The sequence below is a fragment of the Pedobacter sp. KBW01 genome (genome assembly GCF_003852395.1).
Classification (GTDB): Bacteria; Bacteroidota; Bacteroidia; order Sphingobacteriales; family Sphingobacteriaceae; genus Pedobacter.
Window position 1 is genome coordinate 31,563 of the sequence record NZ_QAJQ01000035.1, and the last position, 16,186, is coordinate 47,748.

Sequence of the window (16,186 nt, forward strand, 5' to 3'; positions counted from 1 at the left end):
TTTATTTTAACCGGAAGAGCGTCACCACAGCGGCATGATCTGATGGAAACATGACCGGATGATAATCAATTACCCGCGATTCAATTGCATTAAGGTCTTTTCCTTTATAATAGATAAAATCAATCCGATCTCTGACCCCATACTTGTCTGTTGTTGTAGCCGCCCTTACACCCCAGGTTAAACCGGGATCAAGTAACGGGTTTTTATGTAATTCCCTATAGCTATCTAAAAACCCTGCTTTGATCATTTCCCGGCTTTCGGGCCATTCTACAATACGGTCAAAGTGGATTGCTTTTGTTGCCTCCGTCCAATCCAAATGCGAGCCCATATTAAAATCGCCACCCATAATTACCGGCAAATGGTCTGTATTTTTAAGATAAGGGTCAATCTTGCTCAGGATCTCTTTAATTTCGGCATGCCTGGTAGCACCTTCATCCTGTATTAATTGCTGTGGATTTTTATGCTGCTCTCTGATACTGGCATCAACATCAGGCAGATAATTTAACCAGGTATTAAAATAGACGAGCTCTTTGTTAGCGCTTAATTTTAGCTTTACCCCACCAAAATTTGACGGATGAAACGCTTTGATTGTTTCGCTGATCGGATAACGGCTCATGATGGAAAGGTTGGAACTGATCAAATAAAAATAATAACCTAGCGAATCGGCAATAACAGCTCCTGAGCCATAAGTTTCAATCAGGCCTATAACATCTGCATGCGTAGACTTTATCGTTTCGATTAACCGCTGCAGGCCTACTGCTTCCCCATACCGATGCCCTCCATGCCATACGTTCCAGGATAATACTTTCAAATGTACCGGGTTATAAGGTTCTGCTTTAACCACCTCATTTGAAAAGAATTCACTGAATAACCCCTGTGCCTGATCTGCACTTAAAGCAACATTCCAAACCTTTACCTCATCTATATACCCGTTAAAAGCAAACCATTGTCCGTTGGATCCATACTCCCATTTTTCATCGGTACCACCGATAACGGTTGCATTACTGGTTTCAAAACCTTTAATACCAGGCGTATAGTATATCGCAACATTTTTTCCATCTAAATAAATCCATACCTCCTGTTTCTCGCGGTTAACGCTAAAAAGAATTTGGTGCCATCGGCCATCATTTATGCGTTGCCTTTCTGTGGTGGGTTTGTAATCATAGCTTGATTTACCATCATTTAAAATTAGTCCCCATGCACCATTTTCCTGCGTGTAAACCTGCCAGCCCGCAGTTGCAAAATCTCCTGCATTTTTATTCCCGATTACCGGAGTACCCATTTTTGCATTTGGCAAGGTTTTTACCCACACCTGTACCGAGAATGAAGTTCGCACATTAAATTCGGGCAGGGTTCCTTTGATTAATCTCACAGGCCTTCTTAAAACCGCATTTGCTGATAAATCCAGGGCCATGCCACTTAGCCCCCTTTCATACTTGGACTGCTGCAGATCGACCCCATAATAGGCACTATCCTTAGGTATAATGATTTCCTTTACGTTGTGATCATCAAAATTCAGGTAAAATACCGGCTTTTGGGCATTTGCCAAATTCTGCCAGCTAATAATCATGGCCAGCAATAAAACTGTTCTTATTACCATATTATTTTACAACAGATTCAATCACTTCTCCTATCGGGTTAACAGATGTGAAGTTGAAACCCAATAATCCAGCAATCGTTTTTGCGTATTGATTCTGGTAAATTTGTCCGTTATTCTTCATCTCACCCATTGGTTTTATTTTAGGCCCCAAAGCCATCAGCCAGGTATCGTTGGAATGCGGGGTACCTGAACCATGACTGGTCCATTGCTTCCCTTCACCACGGCCATGATCTGGCATAACGATCAGCGTGGTATTACCTTTATAGAATGGATCGTTCTGCAGGTAAGTCCATAAACGTCCAATCATCGCATCAATATTATGGGCAGCGTCCAGATAAAAGTCATATTTACCCTCGTGGGCATGATCATCTGTATCGGCCAGATCGAGATAAACGACTTTAGGATGCTTAGCCATGATGTAGGATTTTGCCAAAGCATAAGTACTTGCATCCCAACGCTCACCACTGCCCCACAACTGTGGCTCGTAGTGCTGGATTTCGTTCGCGAGTTTTTGAGCTTCGGTAAGCTTATTTCCTGTCACATCTTCGAAAGGGTTATTTACCATCAACCCGTTTCTGTTGCGGTTAATGATTCTGGCCACCGCATCCCATGAGGCAAATGCAACAACTTTACCTTTATAACCTTTTTGCTGATCAATAAACTCCAGTACATTTTTATTTGGATTATCGGGATAGTCGTTCGAATTTACCTTAGGATCGGCGTAACCTGTTAAATTCTCGCTTCGGCCCGGATAAGAAAACCAATAAGTATTTTTAACATTAACCAAACTTCCGGCCTCGCGGTTACCATAGAGCTGACCTTGTTTCGCTATTGTATTCCACACAAAGGGCATCAATTTAGCTCTCCTATCGGGCTGATTATTAGACCAGTATTTCCGGGCAAGCTCACTGGAATCCTGCGAATTATATTTTCTATTTGTGATGAGTTGCTGTTCTGCACCCTGAAATACTTCATGCCATCGCAATCCATCGATGGATATAATGATCATATTTGCCGGCTGATTAGCCTTTTGTGCAAATAAAGTTCCTACCGCTAAAAGTATGGATAGGGATAAAACAATTGTCTTTTTCATTTTGGTAAGCGTAAATGGTATTATTTTATATTCGGTTTTTTTATTGCATCAAACATGGGTATATATGAACCTGTAAGGTTGTAATACCACCTAAAATTTACTTGTTATATGCCCGCCATTTCTTTTATAGCACTTCAGCACCAACAAATTGTCATGCTGTTTTTTTGAATAAACGTTTTTAAGATAATTCATCAGATGGGTTAAGTTTTGCAATCTGGTATTCATATACTTCAAAGGTAAAACCGGCAGCTATCCGGCTATTCAAATATATGAATAATGTAAACAAAAGTAAACAAATACTAAACACATATTGCAATAGCTATTTAGCCTGTCAACCTTGTCATAATAACCGAGTTTAAGGCCGAATATCCAATTGGGCCTTCCCGAGCCTGAAATCAATTGTTAGATGCCCCATAATTGTATTTTAAAGGTCCCGGTTAAAGGCGGGATCAAACCAGCCCTAAAAAAGGTCATACCATCATATGAAATCATGATATGACCTTCAGTAGCTATCTATGCTAAGCCCGAACTCAATTAGCCCCCTTCAGGTTTTGCAGCAGACAAAAACTTATTCAAAGTTTTTACAAGCGCCTCTCCCCTTAAGTTTTTGGCAACGATTACCCCATTGGGATCTATCAAAAAGTTTTGTGGAATAGCCGTTATCGCATAAAATCCTGCTGCCTGGTTTTTCCATCCCTGCAAGTCGCTAACCTGTGTCCATGGCATACCATCATCTTTAACCGCCTTTAGCCAATTCTCCTTTTTATCATCGAGTGACACCGCCAGGATATCGAAATTCTTATCCTTAAACTGGTTATAGGCTTTTAAAACGTTTGGATTCTCAGCCCTGCAGGGGCCGCACCAGCTCGCCCAGAAATCGAGCAGTACAAATTTTCCCTTGAAGGAACTTAATGAAACCATTTTCCCATCCAAGCCTGGCTGACTAAAATCTTTTGCAGTGATACCGATAGCAGTTTTTTTCACAACATCCAGTTTTGCAGCCAGCATTTTACCCTCCCCAGAGTTTTTGAGGGTGGCGCTTAAGCTGTTAAACAGCGGTTCAAATGTGCCGGGCTCAATAATCCCACCCCTATCTTTCACAAGGCTAAAACTTACATAAGAATCCGGATGCTGGCGGATAAAGGCTTCTTCTTTTTCATTGCTTTTAGTCGATAAGGGCTGCATTAACTTCTGTAGCTCTTTTAAACGCCTGATCGTGTCCATCCCCTTGCCCTGTGTTTTTACCAGAATTGGGATCATTTCCTCACGGAGTGGCTCAGATTTTTCCATTTCGGGTTTTAACGAAGTGCGCAGCAGTAAGTATTCGCCCTGGGTTTTGCCCCCACTAATCAGTGCTTTGTTTGCAGAAGAAGTTCCTGAAACATTAAAAACACCCTTTTCCAGAAAAAAGTCTTGTTCATCTCTCCTGAGTATTTTTTCTATATAGCTTATTGCAGGGTCTGCTTTTATGGCTTTAAGCGAAATGGTAGCTTTAACAGGAACCGCCTCTGCTGATCCTTTAAAACTAAACATGCCTTTTTCTGTTACCGCAGAGTCTACAATCCTTTTATTACCGATTCTATAATCGAGAAAAACTTTTTTTTCTTCTTTAAGTGCTGAAAATTTTCCGTTGATCGAAAAGCTATTCTGTGCATTAACCTTGATCCCCATCAGACAAAGTCCTGCGATCAGCATTGATATTTTTTTCATGATTTTTTTAATAAGTTTTATATTTTAATTACTGCTTAAGGGTTATTTTGCATACCTGGATTTGCGGTCATTACCTTTTCAGGGAACCTGAAAACAAACCGCTCAGGCCGCAGCACATAGGTATTGATTTCACCGCTTGATTTAACATAGTTGTGACTATAGGTTGTGCCCGAGAAGATAGGGTCTGTGGATAGCCTGCGCATATCAAACCAACGATAGCCCTGCAAGGCAAATTCACGTGTACGCTCCTGGATAATAAACCTGATCATTTCAGTAGGATCGCTTATCTCTACTGCCGCTGCACTAGCCGGCATCCTGTTCTTACGTAATAACTCCAAATCGGCTTTAGCGCCTGGAACATCATTGGTTCTGGCTTTACACTCCGCCCTTAAAAGGTATATATCGGGCATGGTTAAACCAATCTGCGCTGCCACGGGCCCGTTTTTCCTGAGCACGCCTGCAACCGAAAACTCTGTAGCCGATCCCAGTACCCTGCGTGTAAAAAATCTCAACCTAAGGTCTGTAGGCCCATAAAGTGAGGCCGATTGTTGATTTAACAGGAAAACGGGAGAGATAAAAGAATAACTGTTGGTGATCTGCCTTGCCAGTAAATTCTCTTCATGATCAGGAAGATTTGGTGTACCACTAACAAACGACAATGGACTGGTTGCGGAATTGTAGCCCCAGGAACCATTATTGGCCATTGTGATGTTATAATCATATAAACGCACGCTATAATTTGCCGGCAAATGATCCAGGGCATTATTAAACTGCACAAGTCCCTGCGCATATTTCCCCATAAAGACATAAACTTTGCCAAGCATACCTTCTGCCGCTGCCTTGGCTCCTCTGGTCCTACCCAAGGGACTCACAGGCAGTCCTGCAATCGCCGCCTGAAGATCGCCAATAATAAAATCGTATACCTCCTGCACGGTTGCCCTATTAAAACTGGTGGCTGTTACATCAGCTGCTGTAATTATAGGAAAACTAAGGTCGGAAGATGCTGTAGAGGCATTATATGGCTTGCCGTAATAGTTGTTGAGCATAAAGTATATCCATGCCCTGTTTAATTGGGCTTCTGCCTTTAAAGCTGTTCTCTGCTGCAAGCTACCGCCTTTGGAATCCATTACTTCGGCAGCAATCTTGTTGTAAGTATAGAGCTGCTTCATCAGCGCAGACATTTCAACTGCATCCTCGCTGGCTTCATAAACGACATCTTCGTAGTGGAACAGCCTGAGCTCCCTTAAACTTGCCAATGCGTAATGCGGGTCAATTATGGTCACTTCATCACCAAGTGCAATCTGACCATCGGTACTCGGCCCGGGAACAACCAAAGTATTGTTGTTGAACATCAGGTCATAATCATCTGTTTTCTGAGCGATCAGCTTACCTTTTGGTTCCACATCCAGAAAATCCTGCTTACAGGAATTTAGCGCAACAAGTGCCAAACAGCTGAGCAGGATATATTTTGTAATTAAATTCTTCATTTTCTTTACGTTTAAAAGATTAAAGCGTTAAATGGGCCCCCAGGGTCATGGTATGCTGGTTAAATGGCATAGTCCTGGCCCCACCTGCAACCTGCCCACCCAATGCATTTTGAAATTCGGGATCTATACCCGACTTATTGGCCGTCCACAAAACAATATTCGAAACCTGTGCCCTGAAAGTAAGCTCAGCCACCTTTAATCTGAACAATAAAGATTTCGGAAGGCTAAAGGCAAGTGTTACATCCCTTAATTTAATATATGAGGCATCCAGCACATTAATATCCGACACGGTATAGTAACTAACATTTCTGCGTCCTGTGCTGGTTGCCCCTGCATTCACATAGGATGGAATATTGGTTAGCAGTTCATCTCCCGGATTCTTCCACCTGTCTGCAAACTCGCTGTTGATGTTTCCTGAGGTTAAGGACCCCACACCAGGCACCAGGCGTGTATTGGTATAAACAGTGTTTACATCGCGGCGCATCACATTACCCAGGTTGTAGATTGTATTCAAGCTTAATGAAACTGATTTATACTGGAATACATTGCTGAACCCTCCGCTCCAAACAGGTTGGTAGGTACCCATATATTTTAGGTCCTCAATTTTTGCTGACCCGGGGGTTTTGGTAACTGTACCATCTTTTAATCTGATCTGGGGATCTCCCAGCTTATCAAGACCAGCAAACTGATAAGCAAAAATAGAGAATGCCGAATAGCCTTCCAGATATGGCTGACTAATAAAATCATCTGCAAGTGATAAGGGAGATGAAATTCCATTTAAGGTTTTAAGTGTATTGAGTTTGGTGATCTTGTTCTTGTTATATGCAAAATTGAATAAGGTGGTCCAGCTAAAATCTTCCTGCTGTATATTCAGGGTTGTCAGGCTCAATTCCACTCCCTTGTTGTTCATACTGCCTAAATTCCCGGTGATATTTGCATAACCGGTAAAGGGGTTAACAGGCGTAAATCCGATCAGGTTTTCTGTATTTTTATTGTACAGGTCTATTGAACCGTTAATGCGGTTTTTCAGTACAGCAAAATCGATCCCCAAATTGGTTGTTTTGGTTGTTTCCCAGCTTAACTTTTTATTACCTGGTGTACTAATGGCCACCCCATTTGTATTCTGAAAAAACAGACTGCTAATTTTACTCAGCACATCAAACGAAGCTGCAGACCCGGGATCGGGTGAGTTACCCGCAAGGCCATAGGTAGTACGGAGCACCAATTTATCCAACCAGCCAATGTTCTCCATAAATGATTCCTTTCCAACAGCCCAGCTTACCCCTGCACTCCACACCGGTTTGCTCTGGGCAGATTTATCTTTGCCAAATAAATTCGACTTATCCAAACGCCAGCTTCCATTTACCGTATACTTTTTGTTATAGGTATACCCCCCGTTTGCATAGTATGAGGTAAAACGGGTAGTGAGCTCGCTTTCACTATACTGATCTGGTGGTAAAATACTGTAACTACTGCTATTGGGAAAAACCGGAACACCATAATATACCACCCCGCTACCAGCCGCAGGAGCTCCGTTATTTAAAGTTGTTAATTTTGAAAGCAGGTTGTAATCAATTGCGCCATAACTTAACAGCTGCGAGTTATATCCACGGACAACGGAAGCATTTGTGTTGCTAAAAAGCTCCTGTGCTTCCTGTCCCGCCAATAAAGTTAACTGGTGCTTACCATTAAGCCATTCACGATCATACACCAATTGATTCCTTAGCGTCCAGTTCTGCTGCTGATTATTGTTCACCGTATGCTTGCCACCGCTTGAAGGCAGGTAATACGAGGGTAATGCGCCTGCAGTTTTTGGGGCAACAGTAAAGGCAACCAGTTCATTCCTTACCGCAAAGCTTTTTTCATCTAATAATGTGGAAGTTTTATCCAGGGTTTTAGAAATACCAAATACACCTTCGTAGCGAAGTCCGCTAAGCAATTTCATCGTTAAACCAGAGGTAAGCCTGCCGTACAGCAGATTACCTTTATTATTTCCATAATCTAAATCATCAAGCGGATTATAATTCAGGCTAACCAGACTTTGATTTTCATAGGTATTCCTGAGTTCATCCGTACGGTACAGCCAGGGCATGGAAGCATTTGTACCATCTGTATTCGTGAAAGGGACATAAGGCAGGAAACGTGCATCCGGGCGTGCGCTATTTGGTTGTTTTGAGCTGGTGATGTTATTTCTTAAATCTGTAATCAGGTAAAGCTGTAAACGGTCACTAAATTTATAGTCCTGCCGCAAATTAAGTCCATAATTTTCATTCCTGTTATAAGGTGTATTGTTCCTGGTATCTGTATAGGCTGCAGAGCCATAAAAACTATATTTATTGCCACCACCCGACAGTGAAAATGTATGGTTCATCAGGCTTGCATTACGGTACCAGAGGTTTTTGATTTCCCGCAGGTTATTGTAATCTGCCAAAGCACCAAGCTGCATGTCGGCCTGTTCTTTTGTAATAATCCCTCTTGACTGGTTGTACATAATCAGCTCATGGGGCGCTATTACCGCATTACCGGAATTGGCCCTGGAAACCGTCGCCCAGGTATTGATTACCGGATCGAAAATTTCTCTGGCTGCCTGAATAAACTGGCCGCTGGTTAAAACAGGCAGGTAATTTAAATCCGGTTTGCCCTGAAAATTGATGAAAGCATCATAGTCGAGCTTTATTTTTTCACTGTTCTTACCTTTTTTAGTTAGGATAACAATTACGCCGTTTGCTGCTCTTGCTCCCCAGATTGATGCAGCAGTAGCATCTTTAAGAACAGTTATATCTTCAACATCATTTGGATTTACCGAGCTAATGTCGTCTACGGGAATACCATTCACCACATATAATGGATTCTTTGAGCCGTTAATGGAGGTGAGCCCCCTTACAAGAATGCTACTTCCGGTAGAATTCGGCGCGTTATTTATTGTTAGGCCGGGAACAAGTCCATCCAGCCGCTGTATAATATTCATTGAACCGGAGCGGTTTTTCAGCACCTGCATATCAGGCTTGGCTATCGAGCCTGCACTTCTTTCACGGGCAATAGAAAGATATCCTGTATTTACCATCACATTTACTTCCTGTAGGCTACCTGCCTCCATAACCATCTTTATGTTCCCCAGATTTTTGGCAGCCTTAACCTGATAAAGCTTATATCCGGTATAGGAAATGATGATGACTGAATTTTCATCTACATTTTTCAATAAAAAAGATCCGTTACTATCTGTAAGCGCTGCTGCATTTCTTCCCTTATAAATCAGCGAAAAATCTGTTACGGTTTTGCCATCAAGCGGTGGCGGAGTTCCCTCCACCTTCAATACACTTACTGTAGCCCCTACAAGCGGGTGCCCGCTTTCATCCAGGACACGTCCGCTTACTTCGATAGCCCTGATTCTTGTTATGAGCTGATCAAGGAAAGATTTCTCTTTTTCCCTGATAACGATTGTTTGATCTGCAATGGTATAGGTGAGCCCCTGGCCCTGGAGACATTTCTCCATGACATCAGTTAAGGGAGCATTTTTAAAGTCAACATCCAATTTCCTGCTTTTTATAGCATCCGAAGACCAGAATACGCTATAGCCGGTCTGTTGTCTGATTTCTTTAAAAAAAACTTCCAATGAAACATTATTTTGCTTGTAGGTAATGGTTTGAGCAAGAGTTGATGCACTGGTCTGCATGATCGTAGCGATCAATAGGACGGTTATTAATTTCATAATCTGGAATAATTTGGGCGTGTGCTGTCTACGCCAACATAAAATCCTGGGATAAATTTTATACATTTGGTGATCTGTTAAATACCTTAAATTGTTGTTCTTTACTCGGTTTGTGGTTTCATCAGATATTTTCAGGGGCGTCGGAAGCGCTCCTGAATTCCTCGATGATTCCAAGTTTTAAGTTTTCTAACTGCTGTCTGTTATTTCTTTCATTGGTTTGGTTTAGTTATAGTTGATGGTTCAATCCTGGTACTATTTATGTTTTACCCTAATTTTTCTTCCTGTGATTTCAAAGCTCACTTTATCTGTAAGTTCGAGCTTTTTTAGCAGATCAGACACTTTTGCAAAGCGGGAAACTTCACCGCTAAAAGCTACCGCTTTTATATCCTCATCTTCAAATGAAACATCTACATCATACCATCGGCTTACCTGCAACATAATACTTGCAAGATTTTCGCGGTTAAACACAAAATATCCTGTTTTCCAGGAAACCGCCTCCTCGGGATCAACTGTTGCAGTGTTTATCGCATTTGAATTAACTATGGCCTGTTCATTTACTTTTAAAATTGCATGCCGGGTTCCGCTGGAAACCTGAACAGATCCTTCGAGCAATGTAGTTTTTGTAGCTGCCTCATCAGGATAAGCATGAACATTAAAGTGGGTACCCAATACTTTGATTTGCTGACCTGCCGATTGAACTATGAAAGGCCGTGTTTTATCTTTGGTGACCTCAAAATATGCTTCGCCTTTTAATTCTACTTTTCTACTGGCCAGCCTTGAAAAGGTTGAAGGAAATTTAAGTGTAGTCGCTGCGTTTAACCAAACTTTGGTACCATCAGGCAAAACGACCTGGTATGTCCCACCCCGAGGCGTGCTCAGTATCAGCTCTTTTTTGTCCAATGGTTCAACTGCGCCAGCTGAAATTTTCAATCTACTCCCATCATCATAAACCAGCTGATCATTGTTGGTCAGGACCTTTGTTTTTTTGCTATCCAGCTTTACGGTTTCTCCATTAGCTAAAGTTAATGTTGCCTTGCTGCCTCCAGGCGAAATATCACCCCTGGCCTGCATTTGTGTACTTCCATCGAAAGGAGCACGATTGAGATAAAGGTATAGCATGGCAGAAAGGGCAATTACAACGACCACTGCCGCAGCTAGCCTGTACCATAATTTTATTGATTTCTGAACTGGTACTGCCTCCATCTCTGAAGCCGCCCAGGTATCTTCCATGTGGGCGCTCAACAGCTCGTCGACTTTTCTCTCACGGATTAAAACGTCTAAAACCTCTAATTCTTCCGCCGTTGCGGTATTGTTGGTATATCGGTCAATCAAGCGCTTATTAAATTCAGTCTCGTTCATCAATCCTTTATTTTTTATCCTTGTTTATGTAGCAGACAACTCAACAAGGGATTAGGGTACCCCTTGGATAAAAAATATTTTTAAAGAATAGTTTTCAGTCTACTTGATGAGCAAACCAAGAAAGATCGTTAAGGGTATACCCAGGTCTTTCTGAACGGCCTTGCCAACTATTTTCATTGATTTCACCATATGTTTCTTAACTGTATTGCGGGAAATACCTAAGATTTCTGCTGCTTCATCATAACTCTTATACTCCTGTCTGCACAAGCGGAATGTTTCTCTGCTTTGCGGTGTCAGGGTATCCAGGATTTTCTCCAGATAGTTTAGGTAGTCTTTGGTTTGAAGATCTTCCTCAATGGATACAGATGCCCGATAATTACTTAAAATCAAACTTTTAGCATTTTTATCAATAGCAGCCCGTTTTAAAAAGTTGAGCGTATGATTTTTGGAAATGGTAAACAGATAGGATTTAAAACTGCGCAAATCTGAAAGGTTTATTCTATTGTCCCAAACTTTTATAAAAATCTCTTGCACCAAATCATCGGTTAATTCGGAAGACTTAAGATATTTATAAATGAAGCGGTAAACCTGGCGGCTATAATAATTGTAAAGAAGCGAAAATGAACCTGAATCCCCTTCTGACATTTCCTTAAGCAACAAGAGTTCATCTTTTAAGCCCCCATTCATTAGCTGATCTCTTTTTAGTCACAGAGAAGGACAATGTTAAGTATTATTTAACAATTAGCCTAAAAAAACAGAAGACCAGCCTGGATTTGTTCACAAAAGTTAAAATGAATGCTCCAAAACTTTTTCTTATTGCCGAACCTAATGAAGCTACAAAATTGAAAAACAGATAGCGGAAATACCCCCCTACCTTCTCCCTTTAACCTCCAGCCTATAGCTAAAGTCTTGCGTAAAGTTATAACTGTACACCCTTAGCTCCATATTAATTTCCTGGGTAAACAGGCGGCTTACATGTTTGCAGAATATGGTGCGGAAAGTGCTGATATTAACCTGTGGTTTACAGATGATCGTGATCTCGGAGTCAGATTTCTTTTCTACACTGCCAATAATACTCGGCCAGCGGTTACGGATCTGCAGGGGTGCAGAACCATAATAGTTACGCTCGATAAAGGCACCAGCCCCCCTAACCAATTCCCTGGATAACCCTTCGCCGCTCAATTGTCTCCAGTCATCCTGCATCTTGGATATCCTGGCCAGCAGTACTTCCCCTTCACTAATACACCATAAATCTTCCTCTGAGGAGCGGTGGAGAGATAGGGTCCGTAAATGTCCTTTAATATCTTTTAAGCAGTAATCCAGTTGTATCATAAAATGAGTTGGGATACGAAAATAACAAAGCAGCCTAAATTCTACTATTACTTCTATCCACAAATTGTTGAAACTTTTCTGCCGTAATCTCCCTTGTCAATCTTGTGCCCAGTAAACACTACCTTGTGGGAGATCATTAGGCCTTATCACACTACAGGTTATAAGGTGTACCTGATGTAGAATAAAACGGGACTCAGAGTAGATTTATCCGCTGGCTGAAATTTGATCATATCATCGAAACCTTCGACCAAATCTAAAATATTTGTGATGACAGGATTTTATGGAAACTCCTCCCCTAAAACATCCTATTCTAAAAGCCTCATGACTAGCATCAACTTAACCTACTCCATTCTACTTACTACTTTCCTGTTCACCGGCTGCAAAAACATCCACTGGGAACAATGGGATCCGGTTAATATCAATCCTAACCTTTCAAAAGACAGTACTTTCGCGTTAATGGATACTCAAAAGGAATTAGCTACCTTCCCAGAGCAACACACTACGTTAAAGCGGAGCAGCATGGTATCTATCCTGATCGGCGAAAAACACAGCAGACAGGACTCACTGAACTCCACCTATAATACCTGTACAGCCTATTTCTCCAGCTCAGATACACTGCACATCGATATCGGAGTGCACGGTCTTTTTGGCGGGACCGGTTTTGAGATCAGCTATCACAACAAACGCTTCAACACTAAAGGTTACCAATATTCAGACGTAGTGTACCAGGAAAAAACAGATAAACCGCAGCATTGGATCATCCATCAACAGCTTACCCTGAACCAGCCTGAATACAAAGCGGGCGACAGCTTATATGGATACATTGATTTTAAGGCCATTGAACGAAACGCAATTGGTGATACGATTATCTATAACGGCAAGGGAAAATTCCGGGCAAAGATGGTAAACACAAGGTTCAATAATTAACATTAAATTTAAATGCCAGTTGCTAATTTAGCAGCCAAAATATATACTTTGAAAAAAATATTAATCCTCTCTGCATTGGCCATATCAACATTGGCCGCCTTTTCGCAGTCTATTAGCCTGACAGACCTCATGAGCGTTTACAATGCGCCATACAAGGAAGTCAATACCTTTTTAACCAAAGATAAAAATTATAAGGCCTTTAAACAGACAACGCCTCCTGAGTTTACCATTTATCATTATTTTATGAACCGCGGTAAAGTAAGCGAGGAGGAAGTGATTACCGGTATGGGATTCGAAATAGTGCCGGGGAAGTTTAATACAAACCTATACTATAAGTCCAGGGATTCTTCGTTTGTTGATAGCCTCCAAAAACAGGTTACTGCACTTGGCCTTAAACTTGACGGGGAGCATTCCACGAGCGAAGTGCGGAGCTTCAATTACTCTAATAACCGTATTGAGGTAAAATTTACTTATTCTACTTTAAAAAACTATATGATCTTCTTTAGCCGTAAACATTGAGGACAAAAAGCTACTTGCTATCGGTATCACTAAAGCTAATTCCCGCTGGCAGCAATCTATCCGCATACATAAACGCTATTTTAACTTTGGTAGCCAAACCTGGCCTAAAAGAATAGAAACCAGATTCTGGTAGCCAAAGCTCCTACTGGCGCAAGTTTTATCGTTCCAAACCTTAAATTCTACCACCTTAGACAACTCAGGTACCTTCGCAAACTGTGTGATGCTGAAGGTAGCGAAACATCTCTGTAAAATTGCATCATTACAAATATCAAATACAGAAGGGCTTACAAAGCTCTGTCAACGAGAGCTAGTGAATGATTTATATTAACGCATTAATTTCTTTTCATATTCATTCATATAATATTCGATTGAATAAACTGTTCCAGTAGTATGTTTTTCTCCAGTCAATTTATTTATAATTATAGGTGCATTTCCGACTATAATATCTGATAAATCATTTGTTTCTAAATACTTCCTATTAATGTAAAAAAAAAGCCAATATTGACCTCTATCAATTGTATCGTCGCTTAAAACAACTAAACTATCATCAACATATTTATATTTCTCATTTAGATATGCTTCTAATTCTTCTGTAACTAAATCTAATTGTCTCATTATTATTTGTTGGAATAAATAAAAATCTTTGTATCCCCTACTGCTCCCATCTAGCGCAAGTCAGACCAGCGTAAGCCATAGATTAACTTGAGCCCAATAAATACATCAGGTAAAGCTCTTGAGACAAACAATTACCATAAAAACATGACGATTATTTAATTGATAAAAACTTCAAAACCAATTCTTCCCATTCCTCTACGAGAGATTGTTCGGGAAAGATCTGCCCCGCTTTTCTATACCAGTAACCGGCGTTAAATTGATCGCCTTCTTTGCGATGCAGGTAAGCATGAACATGAGCGGATTGGCGGTCATTTAGCTGATCGATTAGTGCGTGAGCTTTTGTCCAGTTACCTTTTCCATCATACCACAATGCCTTGAGTTGTACTGCAAACGTAACATCAGGATGCTCATTTATCAGGGTCTTTTTAAAATCTACTATACTTCCCATTTAAATCTGATGTTATTACTGAAATACATACACAAAAGTGCATAAAAAAGCCTTTAGTAAACTAAAGACTTTAAATGTACACTAGAAGAGACTACAATCGAACAATTAATACCCCTACTTACTTTGTTTAATTCTGTTAATTGTAAATAAAAATAGTTATTTGTGATCAGTCAAGCCACTTTGATCTTATTCAATAACTTTTAACGTTCGTTATAAATTTATCTATTTTTTTGATTTTCACAAGAAATAAAATCATGATTAAAATGTGCAATTATACTTTGTATTAGGTAAAAGGGATCTTAATTAAACTACGATTTAAGCCCATATGTCATCGTCTAATATTAGATTAAGCATGCTAAAAGCATAGACAATCTTAATCCACCTTAGAAAAGATTGTCTGTAATGAAGTACGGCCTTTAAGCTATAAAGTTGATTATGGTTTTGGATATAGTCTGTCTGCCTTCAACCAAAGAAATTAACAAAATGCCTTGGCCAACCCCGGTCAAGGCATCTATTTTCCAAAAGAGTTGGGGATTTACTTTGCGTTCTTTTTCGCTGTTACCTCTGCACAGATTTCCTGTTCCAGATTTTTAAGGCCCTGCATAAGTTTCTCACGCGTGTTCCAGCAGCTGCATTGTCATTTTCATAAAATTTTACCACCTCTGCCTCAACTGCAGCCACAAGTTCTTTTACGTTACTAAACTTTTATCTTTTTATATTTAACAAAAGTCCTGCCCAAGGTGCGTATTTCAATAAAACTGTACAATCCATTTCGGACCAAACTGTACGCGAATTTGACTGCCGGGCGGTTAACTAAATTGTCCCTTTCCCTCTGAACAAAAGTAATCACCAGCTCCAAATTCCCTTCTTTTCGGAAATCCATCCAATCATCCTGCCCAGACAAATATCCAAAAGTTTCCCCAGCAACCCTTAAGGATTAATACTGGAAATAAATCTAAATACCCTTCAAAAAGCGCACTGAACCCCTCAAATCCCACCCGAAAGATCAATTTATCATATCCGGCAGCATTTTAGCAGGAGAGCCCTTTATTTGGCCTGAATTTAAAAAATTAAAAGGACTTACTGAGTGAAGAAATCCTGATCCGAAGACAAGGCCGTACAGTTTGGTCCGAAATAGGCTGTCAGCTTGCAGCGAAATAAGGTGTCAGTTTAAATGCGAAATTCGTGTACATTTTTGCCGAAATACCCATGGAAGAACCAGTTTATGCACTTTATCCAAAAAAATACGATCTATCGAATTCTTATAAAAATAGGTTATATTCTTAAAAATAATCGCTTGATTCATAACGAAGCCCCCAGGAACTAGCCAATGCGATCAATTAACGTAATTTTGGTTTCACTCAATGATTCTTCAACAAAAAGGTTA

General features: G+C 40.6%; 13 protein-coding genes. 2 read left to right on the forward strand and 11 right to left on the reverse strand.

Annotation, left to right across the window (positions count from 1 at the left end; genetic code table 11):
* Nucleotide 1 precedes the first annotated feature (1 nt).
* From DBR40_RS24585 to DBR40_RS24620, 8 genes are all read right to left on the reverse strand, one after another.
* Nucleotides 2-1,600, reverse strand: a complete 1,599-nt coding sequence (locus DBR40_RS24585) for an endonuclease/exonuclease/phosphatase family protein (protein WP_124562382.1) — start codon at nucleotides 1,598-1,600, stop codon at nucleotides 2-4.
* A gap of 1 nt (nucleotide 1,601) precedes the next feature.
* The gene (locus DBR40_RS24590) at nucleotides 1,602-2,693 is read right to left on the reverse strand and encodes an alkaline phosphatase family protein (protein WP_124562383.1); all 1,092 of its coding nucleotides are present in this window, start codon (nucleotides 2,691-2,693) and stop codon (nucleotides 1,602-1,604) included.
* 534 nt (nucleotides 2,694-3,227) lie between these two features.
* Nucleotides 3,228-4,403: a TlpA disulfide reductase family protein gene (locus tag DBR40_RS24595; protein ID WP_124562384.1), complete on the reverse strand. Its 1,176-nt coding sequence runs from the start codon at nucleotides 4,401-4,403 to the stop codon at nucleotides 3,228-3,230.
* Nucleotides 4,404-4,438: 35 nt separating this feature from the next.
* The gene (locus tag DBR40_RS24600) at nucleotides 4,439-5,890 is read right to left on the reverse strand and encodes a RagB/SusD family nutrient uptake outer membrane protein (protein WP_124562385.1); all 1,452 of its coding nucleotides are present in this window, start codon (nucleotides 5,888-5,890) and stop codon (nucleotides 4,439-4,441) included.
* A 19-nt stretch (nucleotides 5,891-5,909) separates the two neighbouring features.
* Nucleotides 5,910-9,599 (reverse strand): SusC/RagA family TonB-linked outer membrane protein, encoded by a 3,690-nt coding sequence (locus DBR40_RS24605; RefSeq protein ID WP_158674131.1) that lies wholly within the window; start codon nucleotides 9,597-9,599, stop codon nucleotides 5,910-5,912.
* 252 nt (nucleotides 9,600-9,851) lie between these two features.
* Complete coding sequence (locus DBR40_RS24610) at nucleotides 9,852-10,958, reverse strand: FecR family protein (protein WP_124562387.1); 1,107 nt, start codon at nucleotides 10,956-10,958, stop codon at nucleotides 9,852-9,854.
* Between the two features lie 99 nt (nucleotides 10,959-11,057).
* Nucleotides 11,058-11,645, reverse strand: a complete 588-nt coding sequence (locus DBR40_RS24615) for an RNA polymerase sigma factor (RefSeq protein WP_124562388.1) — start codon at nucleotides 11,643-11,645, stop codon at nucleotides 11,058-11,060.
* Nucleotides 11,646-11,828: 183 nt separating this feature from the next.
* Nucleotides 11,829-12,290, reverse strand: a complete 462-nt coding sequence (locus DBR40_RS24620; RefSeq protein WP_124562389.1) for a hypothetical protein — start codon at nucleotides 12,288-12,290, stop codon at nucleotides 11,829-11,831.
* 267 nt (nucleotides 12,291-12,557) lie between these two features.
* Between DBR40_RS24620 and DBR40_RS24625 the strand changes: the two genes are divergently transcribed.
* Nucleotides 12,558-13,217, forward strand: a complete 660-nt coding sequence (locus tag DBR40_RS24625) for a hypothetical protein (protein ID WP_124562390.1) — start codon at nucleotides 12,558-12,560, stop codon at nucleotides 13,215-13,217.
* 48 nt (nucleotides 13,218-13,265) lie between these two features.
* Nucleotides 13,266-13,736, forward strand: coding sequence for a hypothetical protein (locus DBR40_RS24630; RefSeq protein WP_124562391.1), 471 nt, complete (start codon nucleotides 13,266-13,268; stop codon nucleotides 13,734-13,736).
* Nucleotides 13,737-14,060: 324 nt separating this feature from the next.
* Here the strand turns inward: DBR40_RS24630 and DBR40_RS24635 are convergent, their stop codons facing one another.
* The 3 genes from DBR40_RS24635 to DBR40_RS27325 form a co-directional block, all read right to left on the reverse strand.
* Nucleotides 14,061-14,351, reverse strand: coding sequence for a YrhB domain-containing protein (locus tag DBR40_RS24635; RefSeq protein ID WP_124562392.1), 291 nt, complete (start codon nucleotides 14,349-14,351; stop codon nucleotides 14,061-14,063).
* A gap of 151 nt (nucleotides 14,352-14,502) precedes the next feature.
* On the reverse strand, nucleotides 14,503-14,799 hold the full coding sequence (locus DBR40_RS24640) for a hypothetical protein (RefSeq protein WP_124562393.1): 297 nt from the start codon (nucleotides 14,797-14,799) through the stop codon (nucleotides 14,503-14,505).
* Nucleotides 14,800-15,357: 558 nt separating this feature from the next.
* On the reverse strand, nucleotides 15,358-15,480 hold the full coding sequence (locus DBR40_RS27325) for a hypothetical protein (RefSeq protein WP_410522644.1): 123 nt from the start codon (nucleotides 15,478-15,480) through the stop codon (nucleotides 15,358-15,360).
* Nucleotides 15,481-16,186: the final 706 nt, after the last annotated feature.

Coding starts and splice junctions, on each gene's coding strand:
- DBR40_RS24585 (WP_124562382.1), bottom strand. CDS start 1,600: ATGGTAATAAGAACAGTTTTATTGCTGGCCATGATTATTAGCTGGCAG.
- DBR40_RS24610 (WP_124562387.1), bottom strand. CDS start 10,958: ATGAACGAGACTGAATTTAATAAGCGCTTGATTGACCGATATACCAAC.
- DBR40_RS24625 (WP_124562390.1), top strand. CDS start 12,558: ATGACAGGATTTTATGGAAACTCCTCCCCTAAAACATCCTATTCTAAA.
- DBR40_RS24600 (WP_124562385.1), bottom strand. CDS start 5,890: ATGAAGAATTTAATTACAAAATATATCCTGCTCAGCTGTTTGGCACTT.
- DBR40_RS24640 (WP_124562393.1), bottom strand. CDS start 14,799: ATGGGAAGTATAGTAGATTTTAAAAAGACCCTGATAAATGAGCATCCT.
- DBR40_RS24595 (WP_124562384.1), bottom strand. CDS start 4,403: ATGAAAAAAATATCAATGCTGATCGCAGGACTTTGTCTGATGGGGATC.
- DBR40_RS24615 (WP_124562388.1), bottom strand. CDS start 11,645: ATGAATGGGGGCTTAAAAGATGAACTCTTGTTGCTTAAGGAAATGTCA.
- DBR40_RS24635 (WP_124562392.1), bottom strand. CDS start 14,351: ATGAGACAATTAGATTTAGTTACAGAAGAATTAGAAGCATATCTAAAT.
- DBR40_RS24620 (WP_124562389.1), bottom strand. CDS start 12,290: ATGATACAACTGGATTACTGCTTAAAAGATATTAAAGGACATTTACGG.
- DBR40_RS24605 (WP_158674131.1), bottom strand. CDS start 9,599: ATGAAATTAATAACCGTCCTATTGATCGCTACGATCATGCAGACCAGT.
- DBR40_RS24590 (WP_124562383.1), bottom strand. CDS start 2,693: ATGAAAAAGACAATTGTTTTATCCCTATCCATACTTTTAGCGGTAGGA.